This window comes from Microbacterium sp. (assembly GCF_047607465.1).
Classification (GTDB): Bacteria; Actinomycetota; Actinomycetes; order Actinomycetales; family Microbacteriaceae; genus Microbacterium.
Genome location: NZ_JASGCY010000093.1, coordinates 1 through 8,938, shown reverse-complemented (window position 1 = coordinate 8,938; position 8,938 = coordinate 1). Strand labels below are relative to the sequence as shown.

Below are 8,938 nucleotides of genomic sequence, written 5' to 3'. Positions count from 1 at the left end.
CTACGGCCAGCCCGCGTCGGCGTACGGTCAGCCGCCGCAGGGCGCGCCCGCGCCCGGCTACGGCGCACCGGCCGGCGCCCCGTACGGCGCACAGCCCGTATACGGCGCCCCCGTCCAGCCGAACATCGTGCTGAACCTCTGGCTGTCGGTGTTCTTCGGCTGGATCCCGGCTCTGGTCTTCTTCCTCATCGAGAAGGGCAAGGTGCCGGCGAACTACGAGCGCGCGAATGCCGCGAACCTGAACTACCAGATCATCGTGGTCATCGCCTACGCGGCGGTCGGCGTGCTGAGCATCGTGACATTCGGGATCGCCGCGATCCTGTACGCGATTCTGCCCATCGGTCAGCTGATCATCGGCATCCTCCATGCGATCAACGTCCCGCCGCAGCTCGCGGTCGGCCAGGAGGGCAAGTTCTACCTGGCTCCGAGCTGGATCAAGTAGGACTCCGCGCAGCGAAGAGCCCCGGCCCCGTCGAGGACGCCGGGGCTCTTCGCTGCGACGCAGTCTTCGGCCTGACCTCGCGACGATCGGCCACGGTGGCCCCCGGCTCCGGGCGGGGGTCGTGTCGTCCGGCCCCGCCGCTGCGCGCTACGATGGCTCTGGATCCTGTAGGCCCCCGAATCGCCGCAGGCAGTTCGGAGGCAGCAGGTGTCTAAGGCGATCACGAAGACGCGAGACGTCGTTCGTGCCAAGGGCGGCTTCCGGCTGTCATGGGCGGGGGTCACCGATGTGGGCCTGCGTCGCGACGCGAATCAGGACTCCTTCCTCGCGGAGTACCCGCTCTTCGTCGTCGCGGATGGCATGGGCGGACACGCCGGCGGCGAGATCGCCAGCCAGCGCACGGTGGCGAGGCTCGAGGCGCTCGTCGCAGCCGAGGACGTCACGCGCGCAGCGATCGAGAACGCTCTGGCCCTCGCTGTCGACGACATCGCCGCGCACCCGGAGACGACCGACGAGGGCACCGGCACCACGCTCACCGGCATCTTCCTCGAGGATGACGGCGACGACGTCCACTGGGTCGCGCTGAACATCGGCGATTCGCGGGTCTATCTGCTCCGCGACGACCGCCTCGTCCAGGTGACCACCGATCACTCGGTCGTGCAGGAGCTGATCGCCTCGGGCAAGATCAGCCCGGAGGAGGCTGAGGGGCACCCGTACAGCAACGTGATCACGCGCGCGGTCGGTGCGAGCGAGCTCACCGCTCCCGACTACGTAGCGATCGACGTGCAATCCGGCGACCGTTTCGTCATCTGCTCCGACGGACTCACCAAGGAGCTCACCGACTACGGCATCCAGCACTTCCTCACGGCGAACCCGCTGCCAGGGCCCGCGGCGGATGCGATGCTCGCGGCGGCGCTGGAGAACGGCGGCCGTGACAACGTCACTCTCGTCGTCGTGCAGGTCGATGCGGACTCTTCCTCCACAGAAGGCGGATCCGCCGGCTGAGACCCGTTTCGCGGCATCCGCTTGGGGATGGCCGCACACCGTACGGCGCGATGGTGTGCACTGGAGGTATGGACTCCCTGCCGATCGTGATCCCCGCAGCGCCCGCCGAGGCGAAGCGCCCGACCGTGCCGTTCATGGCGGCGATCGTCCCCGTCGCCGGTGGCGTGGTGATGTGGCTCGTCACCGGTTCCCTGTTCGCCCTGTGCTTCGCCGCCCTCGGCCCGCTCATGATCGGCGCCTCCCTCATCGACGGCGCCCGTGCGCGGCGCAAGGCCCGCAGAGCGGCGGCCTCGGCGAACGAGATCGCCTGGGAGCAGGCGGAGCGCGAACGCGGCCGTCGCCACGACGAGGAGCGCGAGGCGCAGGACCTCCGCCATCCCGATGCCGCCTCGGCGCTGCGCAACCCGCCGCTGCGCGGGGCGGAGCGGGCGGATGCCGCCACCCTCGTCGTCGTGGGCCGAGGCGCGACGCGCAGCGGCATCCGCGCCACCGGCGGCGATGACGAGCGGGCGCGGGCCTTCCAGACCCGGTGCGGCACCCTCGACGACGCGCCGATCGCCGTCGCTCTCGGCGGCGGCATCTGCCTGCGGGCCGCGGCGCCCCTGGCGGAGGCGGTCCTGCGCGCGCTGGTCGTCCAGCTGCTCCTGCGCTTCGGCCCTGCGCAGATCGCGCTGATCAGCGAGGGGCTCGTCGCCTACGGGCTGGACGGCTTCGATGCCGGACCCCGCCGCGACGCCCTTCGTCTCGGCATTGCGCGCATCGGCGAGCCGCGGCCGCCGTCCGACGCGGTCATCTGGCTCGGCGCGGGCGCCGACGACGTCCCAGAGGGCGTCACGACCGTGCTCGACGTCCGCGAGCCGCGCAGCGCGACGCTGCGCACCCCCGATGGCTTTCGCGAGCTGACGGTCGAAGGGCTCTCTGCCGCCCAGGCCCGCGCCGTCGCGGCGTTGCGCGCGCAGACCGACGAGAGCATCGATGCGCTGCCGGACGCGGTCGCCCTCGGCGCGCTCGAGCAGCGCACCGGCGCGCACTCGCTGCCGGCGATGATCGGCCGAGGCGAGCGCGGCGACGTCGTGCTCGACATCGTCGAGGACGGCCCGCACGCCATCGTCACCGGCACCACGGGCACGGGCAAGAGCGAGTTGCTGGTGTCATGGGTCACCGCGATCGCCGCCGCCCACGGGCCAGACCGCGTGCTGTTCGTCCTCGCCGACTTCAAGGGCGGCACGGCGTTCGAGCCGCTGCGCGAGCTCGCCCAGGTGGTCGCGGTCATCACCGATCTCGACGAGGCGGGGGCTCGTCGAGGCGTATCGAGCCTCACCGCCGAGCTCCGCAGGCGCGAGGCGGTGCTGGCGGCGCAGGGCGTGCGCGACGTCAGAGAGGCCGATCTGCCGCGCCTGGTCATCGTGGTCGACGAGTTCGCCGCGCTCCTGCAGGAGCACACCGACCTCGGCGCCGTGTTCACCGACATCGCGGCACGGGGACGCGCGTTGGGCATGCACCTCATCATCGGCACGCAGCGCGCCTCTGGCGTCATCCGCGACGCTCTCGCGGCGAACTGCCCGCTGCGGGTCAGCCTGCGCGTCGGCGATCCGGCCGACAGCCGCCTCGTGATCGGGACGGATGCCGCGGCGGAGATCCCCGGTGGTGCGTCCTCGCGCGGGCTCGCGCTGACCAGGCGCCCGCAGGATGCGGAGCCGGTCGCCATGCGGGTCGCGCTGACGACCGCCGCCGACCTCCGCGCGATCGGGATGCGCTGGTCGCACGCGGAGGCCGCGGCGAGCCCCTGGCTGCCCGCTCTCGGATCCGTCGTCCGCCTCGACGCTCTGCCAGGGGCCGCTGCCGGCGAGATCATCCTCGGCCAGGCCGATGATCCCCAGCGGCAGCGGCAGCCGATCCAGACGCTGCGCGTCGGCGTCGACCGCGGGCTCGCGGTGCTCGGCGCCCCTGGATCGGGGCGCACGGCCCTCCTGCGGACGCTCGCGCATCAGCATCGGTCGGCGTTGTGGATCCCCGGAGAGATCGAGGCCGCATGGGACGCGGTGACCGCTCTCGCCGAGCGCCGGGGACCGGTGCCCGATCTCGTGCTCTGCGACGACATCGACGCGCTGGTGGCGGAGCTCCCTCCAGAGCATGCGCAGCTCTTCATCCAGCGATGGGAGCAGATCCTCCGCGGCGGCGCTGGCACGACGTTCGTGATCACCGCCGCGCGCGCCGCCGGCCCGGTCGGTCGGCTGCTCGACGCCCTGCCGCGGCGGGTGCTGCTGCGGATGTCCAGCCGGGTCGAGCATCTGGCCGCGGGCGGGGAGAGCGCGGACTTCGACCGGGATCGACTGCCGGGTCGTGCGATCATCGGCGAGCGCGAGGTGCAAATCGCGTGGGTCGACGAGAGCGCGGAGCCGCAGAGCGGAACGGCAGCCGATGATGCGGCGGCCTCAGATCTGGCGGCGACCATCGATGAGGCGGCGGCCCCGTGGTGGCGGCCGACGGCGGCCCTGACGGCGGTGGTCACCTCGGGGCCGCACAGCGCCGCCCGTGCCCTGCGCGCGGCGCACGAGGACTGCGAGGTCGTGCTCGCTCCGGCGGAGCCGACCGGTGCCGCGCCGTTCGTGATCCTTGTGGCCGACGCCGACACGTGGCAGCGCAACTGGACGGCGTGGCAGCGGGTGCGCGCCGAGGGGGAGGTGCTGATCAGGGCCGAGGGCCCCGCCGACCTGCGGCAGCTTGCCGGCATCCGCGACACCCCGCCGTATGCGCGAACGCACGCGGGGCGGGCGTGGTCGCTGCGCGACGGTGGGCTGCCGCAGCGCGTGGTGCTGAGAGCCCTCGCCCCGCGGGACGGCGTCAGAGAGCCGGACTGACGCGGATACTGCCGACATCCGCCCCGCCGCCGTGCACGGTGAGGGGAAGGGACTCGACGAACGAGGCGGCATCCGCCTCGGACACGGCGCCGGATCGTGCCAGCAGCGTCGCCGCGACGAGCGCGCCGACGCGGGACGAGCCGTCGAGAGTCTTCAGCGCGACGGTCGTGCCGTTCGGGGCGACCATGATCATGATCCCCTCGGCACCGTACTTCGAGAACACGCCGAGCTTCTCGGCGGCCACCGTGTCGGGCTTTCCTGGACCCTCGATCGTCCATGGGTTCTCCCGCACCGCGCGCACGAGGGCGCCCGAGACGCGGTGCAGAGCGAAGGGCGAGCGCTCGGAGGCGCCGCCGATGCGGTGCATGGCGCGGGCGAGCCCGGTCAGGGTGATCGCGTGCACGGGGGCGCCGCAGCCGTCGACGGCGGTGAGCGCGATCTTCTCGCCGGCCAGCCGCTCGATGACCTCGCGGATGTGCACCTGCAGCGGGTGCGCCGCATCGAGGTAGCCGACGACGGGCCAGCCCGTCGCGACGCAGGCGCGGAGCATCGCGGCGTGCTTACCGGAGCAGCCCATGCGGATGCGGCTCGGGGCGCCGTGCTCGCGCACGAGCTCGTTGCGCGTCTGAGGATCGAGCGGCCACGCGGCGGGGCAGCCCAGGTCGTCCTCGTTGAGCCCGCCCTGGGTGAGCAGGTCGCGGACGAGGGCGACGTGTCGGTCTGTGCCGACGTGGCTCGCCGTCGACACGGCGAGCTGGGCTCCCTCGAGCGGTGCCCCCGCGGTCACGCAGGCGATCGCCTGCAACGGCTTGAGCGCGGAGCGCGGGAGGACGAGCGCGTCGGCGTCGCCGAGCCTGGTGACGATCTCGCCCTCGGGGGAGAGGACCACCGCGGCTCCGGCGTGTCGGGATTCGACGAATCCGCTCCGCTCGACGACGGCGAGTTCCACGGCATCCTGAACGGTCAGAGTCTCCAGCACGAGCCCAGACTATCGTCCGCCCCGCGCACCGATGGCACACTGGAGGCATGGCCGCGACCCCGCTCGGAGAACATCACTACGCCCTCACCGCGACGTGGACAGGCAACACCGGGGCCGGCACGAGCGGCTATCGCGACTACCGCCGCGACGTGACGATCGCCATCGAGGGCAAGCCAGCGCTGCTCGCCTCCAGCGATACGCCGTTCCGCGGCGATCCGTCGCGCTGGAATCCGGAGGACTTGCTGCTCGCAGCCCTGTCCGAGTGCCACCTGCTGTCATACCTGCACGCCTGCGTGAGCGCGGGCGTTGTCGTGCTGTCGTACCGGGACAGCGCCACCGGCGTGATGCGCGAGGACGGTCGGGGAAGCGGCGCCTTCGTCGAGGTGATGCTGCGGCCAGAGGTCGTCGTCGCCGAGGCGTCGATGATCGAGGCGGCAGAGCACGCGCACGCGCAGGCCCATGAGTGGTGCTTCATCGCGAACTCGGTGAACTTCCCCGTTCGGCACGAGGCGCGGGTCTCCTCGGCCCGGTGACCGGTCAGCGCCGCTCGTGCGGAAGTGCCTGCCTGATCTTCTCGATGGCCCCTTGCGCGGGGGCCTCGTTGTAGGCGCCCGCGAGCTCCTGACCGGACAGTGCGTGGATGGCCGCCATGATCTCGTCCGTCGCGAGGCGTCGGGCGCGTCCGCTGGAGGCCGGTCCGTGCGGGGCGAGATCCAGCGGCTCGCCGAACTTCACGGTGATGCGCTCCTTCATCGTCGGCATCTTCGCGCCGACGGGCATGACCTTGTCGGTGCCGATCAGGCCGACCGGCACGACCGGCGCTCCGGTCTGCAGGGCGAGGAAGGCGACGCCCGTGCGGCCCTTGTAGAGGCGCCCGTCGGTCGAGCGCGTTCCCTCGGGGTACAGGGCGACGGCGAGCCCTTCGTCCAGGAGCTGGCGCTGCAGGTCGAGCGCGTCGAGAGCCGCCTGCCCGGCGCCGCGGCGCACGGGGATCGCCCCGATGGACTCGAAGAAGGTCTTGCTCGCCCAGCCCTTGAGCCCGGTGCCCTCGAAGTACGTCGACTTCGCCAGGAAGTGCACGGTGCGGGGGGCGGCGACCGGGATCGCGATCGAGTCGATGAACGACAGATGGTTGCTGGCGAAGATCACCGCGCCGGTGCGGGGGACGTTCTCCTTGCCTTCGACACGGGGTCGGTACAGCATCCGGGCCAGCGGACTGATCAGGCTCCGCCCGAGTGCGTAGGCGAACCCGGCATGGCGCGGCTTCGGGGCCTCTTCGGGTGACGGATCGGGCTCCGCAGAGGGCTCAGTGCTCATCAGAGAAGGCTACCCCGCGGTGCATGCCGTGATCGGAATGAGATCCCAGCCGGTCGTCGTTCAGCGTGAACCTAGGCGGATGAGAGAAGATGGGGTGTCCCACCCCCGAATCCGAGGTCGTCAACTGTGCGTATCCGCTCCCTAAGCATCCTGTCCGCCGTCGCCGTCGCGACTCTGCTGCTGGCGGGGTGCTCGGGATCGACGACCCCCGAATCCACCTCGACACCGTCCGCCGAGGCCAGCGCCGACCTCTGCAGCGCGACCGCGGCCTCCGGCGCGGTCTCAGACAGCATCACCGTCGAGGGGAACTTCGGCGAGGTCTCCACGGCGACCTTCGAGCTCAACCAGACCTTCGACGCGATTCAGCGCACGGTGGTGACCGAGGGCGACGGCGACGAGATCGCCGACGGCGACTACGTCCGCTATGCGCTCAGCGCCTTCGACGCGACGACGGGCGAGCGCCTGGGCGACGCGGGCTACGCCGAGGACGACATGCTTCCGAACGCGGTGACCGCGGATTCGGCACTCGGCCAGATCCTCGGCTGCGCTACGATCGGCACCCGCCTGGCCGTCGCCCTTCCCGGCTCGGACAGCTCGAACCCGGCGTTCTATATCGTCGACGTGCTCGGCGTCACCCCGCTCACCGCGTGGGGTGAGGACCAGCCAGCGGTCGAGGGCATGCCCGAGGTGACGCTCGCTGACGACGGCCAGCCCAGCGTGACGCTGCCGGACGGCGATGCGCCGACCGAACTGAAGATCGCGGTGCTGAAGCAGGGCGACGGTCCCGCCGTCACCGCGGGCGACACGACGCTGCTGCAGTACTACGGCGTGGATTGGGACACCGGTGACAGCTTCGACTCCTCGTGGGCGAACGGCGCTCCCATCTCGATCGACGGCAACACCTACGTCGAGGGCTTCGTCCAGGCGCTCGAAGGCCAGAAGGTTGGCTCGCAGATCCTCGTCGTCATCCCGCCTGCCCTCGGCTACGGTGAAGCGGGCTCGAGCGATCACGAGCTCGCGGGGAAGACTCTGGTGTTCGTGATCGACATCCTCGCGAACCAGAAGGCCGTCACGCAGTGACCCTGTAGGGGCCGGGGACGTGCCATAGGCTGGCGGCATGCGTCGCATCATCGTCCTCGGCTCCACCGGTTCCATCGGCACTCAGGCGCTCGACGTCATCCGCTCCAATCCGCGCCGCTTCGAGCTCGTCGGTCTCGCGGCGGGCTCCAACGCCGAGATGCTCGCAGTCCAGGCCGAGCAGTTCCGGGTCGAGGCCACGGCGCTCGGCGCCGCCGAGGCCGAGCAGCTGGTCCGCGACGTCGAGGCCGACGTCGTCCTCAACGCCATCACCGGCTCGATCGGACTGGGATCGACTCTCGCCGCGCTGAAGGCCGGACGGACTCTCGCCCTCGCGAACAAGGAGTCGCTCATCGTCGGCGGCGAGCTCGTGCGCGGCATCGCGGCGCCGGATCAGATCGTGCCCGTCGACTCCGAGCACTCCGCCCTCGCCCAGGCGCTGCGCAGCGGCACCCGCGCCGAGGTGCGACGGCTCGTCGTGACGGCATCCGGCGGCCCGTTCCGCGGCCGCACGCGCGCCGAGATGCAGACGGTCACCCCCCAGGAGGCCCTCGCGCACCCGACCTGGAACATGGGACGGGTCGTGACGACGAACTCCGCGACGCTCGTGAACAAGGGGCTCGAGGTCATCGAGGCGCACCTGCTCTTCGACATCGATTACGACGACATCGACGTGGTCGTGCACCCGCAATCGATGGTGCACTCCATGGTCGAGTTCATCGACGGATCCACGATCGCCCAGGCCTCGCCGCCCGACATGCGGCTGCCGATCTCGCTCGGCCTCGACTGGCCGCACCGGATCGGGGGCGTTGGGCGGCCGCTGGACTGGACGCAGGCGACCTCCTGGACGTTCGAGCCGCTCGATGACGCCGCATTCCCGGCTGTCTCCCTCGCGAAGCAGGTCGGACGCGCGGGTGCGACGTTCCCCGCCGTCTACAACGCCGCCAACGAGCAGGCCGTTGAGGCCTTCCACGAGGGCCGGCTGCCGTTCCTCGGCATCGTGGAGACGATCGCCGCGGTCGTCGATGCCCACGAACCCCCGGTGGCGCTCACCGTGGAGTCGCTGGCGGATGCCGAGGCCTGGGCGCGTCGAACCGCCGACCACCTCATCGCCGCCCACCCCTGACTCCCGCCCCCGCTCTCCTCCCGCCCCCGTCGCCCCCGTCGCCCCCGTCGCAGCCCGCCGACGCCCCACCTGGCCCGCGACGCCCCACCGGGGAGACGTCAGCGAAGTGGGGCGTCGACGCGCAGGTGGGG

General features: G+C 71.6%; 8 protein-coding genes. 6 read left to right on the top strand and 2 right to left on the bottom strand.

Translation table 11 applies throughout. The features are described from left to right. The 3 genes from QM568_RS13935 to QM568_RS13925 form a co-directional block, all read left to right on the top strand. Positions 1–442 (top strand): DUF4870 domain-containing protein (locus tag QM568_RS13935; protein WP_415139779.1); only part of this gene is annotated, 442 nt, incomplete at its 5' end. Positions 443–649: 207 nt separating this feature from the next. After that, the gene (locus QM568_RS13930; RefSeq protein ID WP_415139778.1) at positions 650–1,447 is read left to right on the top strand and encodes a PP2C family protein-serine/threonine phosphatase; all 798 of its coding nucleotides are present in this window, start codon (positions 650–652) and stop codon (positions 1,445–1,447) included. A gap of 68 nt (positions 1,448–1,515) precedes the next feature. Continuing rightward, on the top strand, positions 1,516–4,308 hold the full coding sequence (locus tag QM568_RS13925) for an FtsK/SpoIIIE domain-containing protein (RefSeq protein ID WP_415139777.1): 2,793 nt from the start codon (positions 1,516–1,518) through the stop codon (positions 4,306–4,308). Here QM568_RS13925 and QM568_RS13920 read toward each other — a convergent pair. Beyond that, entirely contained in the window at positions 4,292–5,287 is a 996-nt protein-coding gene (locus QM568_RS13920) for an asparaginase (RefSeq protein ID WP_415139776.1), read from the bottom strand. The two genes, QM568_RS13925 and QM568_RS13920, sit on opposite strands and share 17 nt — an antisense overlap. A gap of 47 nt (positions 5,288–5,334) precedes the next feature. Here QM568_RS13920 and QM568_RS13915 point away from each other — a divergent pair, with 47 nt between their 5' ends. After that, positions 5,335–5,820 (top strand): OsmC family protein, encoded by a 486-nt coding sequence (locus QM568_RS13915; RefSeq protein ID WP_415139775.1) that lies wholly within the window; start codon positions 5,335–5,337, stop codon positions 5,818–5,820. A 4-nt stretch (positions 5,821–5,824) separates the two neighbouring features. On the opposite strand, the gene QM568_RS13910 is transcribed toward QM568_RS13915, so the two are convergent. Further along, on the bottom strand, positions 5,825–6,604 hold the full coding sequence (locus tag QM568_RS13910; RefSeq protein ID WP_415139774.1) for a lysophospholipid acyltransferase family protein: 780 nt from the start codon (positions 6,602–6,604) through the stop codon (positions 5,825–5,827). A gap of 126 nt (positions 6,605–6,730) precedes the next feature. Here QM568_RS13910 and QM568_RS13905 point away from each other — a divergent pair, with 126 nt between their 5' ends. Beyond that, positions 6,731–7,684: an FKBP-type peptidyl-prolyl cis-trans isomerase gene (locus tag QM568_RS13905; RefSeq protein ID WP_415139773.1), complete on the top strand. Its 954-nt coding sequence runs from the start codon at positions 6,731–6,733 to the stop codon at positions 7,682–7,684. Positions 7,685–7,721: 37 nt separating this feature from the next. Beyond that, positions 7,722–8,807: a 1-deoxy-D-xylulose-5-phosphate reductoisomerase gene (gene dxr, locus QM568_RS13900; RefSeq protein WP_415139772.1), complete on the top strand. Its 1,086-nt coding sequence runs from the start codon at positions 7,722–7,724 to the stop codon at positions 8,805–8,807. Positions 8,808–8,938 lie beyond the last annotated feature (131 nt).

Bases quoted from the DNA above. Each gene is read 5' to 3' on its own strand.
- QM568_RS13925 (WP_415139777.1), top strand. From the start codon at position 1,516: ATGGACTCCCTGCCGATCGTGATCCCCGCAGCGCCCGCCGAGGCGAAG.
- QM568_RS13915 (WP_415139775.1), top strand. From the start codon at position 5,335: ATGGCCGCGACCCCGCTCGGAGAACATCACTACGCCCTCACCGCGACG.
- QM568_RS13910 (WP_415139774.1), bottom strand. From the start codon at position 6,604: ATGAGCACTGAGCCCTCTGCGGAGCCCGATCCGTCACCCGAAGAGGCC.
- dxr (WP_415139772.1), top strand. From the start codon at position 7,722: ATGCGTCGCATCATCGTCCTCGGCTCCACCGGTTCCATCGGCACTCAG.